Below are 519 nucleotides of genomic sequence, written 5' to 3'. Positions count from 1 at the left end.
ATCCGTATCTTCAAGATTTAAGTTGCGATCTATTTTCCAAATTAAAAAACAGCCCAGACTCATTAAGGCAAACATTGCAATACCAATCTTAAGTACAGGATTAACTGGAAATAGGTTCAACAATAGCCCACCAAAAATACCGACTGAAAACATCAAAGAGCCTTGTAAGGCACTTGCCATCCCAGCACGGTGTTTTTGAAATGCCAACGCAATGGCAGAAGCGTTTGGCTGAGTCAGACCAAGACCTGCAATACAAAAGAAAATACAGCTTAAAACTAGCGGCAGCCAAGCATCTGTACCAAGTAGTATTCCAACCACAAACAGTACGCCTGCCGAAATCACCTGCATCATCGCACCAAAACGTAAGATACTCAAAATACGAAAGCGATTGGTGAGCCATTGATTAAGCTGAGTTAACGCCACAAACCCTGCAGCGTTCATACCAAAGAGCCAACCAAAATGCGTCGCTGACACACCATACGTGTCCATAATTAGCTCAGAAGCCGAGCTAATATAGAC

At 42.8% G+C, this 519-nt stretch carries 1 protein-coding gene; it reads right to left on the bottom strand.

Going from position 1 to position 519, the window contains the following annotated elements; all coding sequences use genetic code 11:
• Nucleotides 1-519: MFS transporter (locus ACS8FD_RS24540; protein ID WP_459252192.1), on the bottom strand; the 519-nt coding region annotated here is incomplete at both ends.

This window comes from Psychrobacter sp. 1U2 (assembly GCF_051847575.1).
The sequence above is the reverse complement of the archived record's forward strand: the minus strand, read 5'-3'. Positions and strand labels throughout refer to the sequence as shown.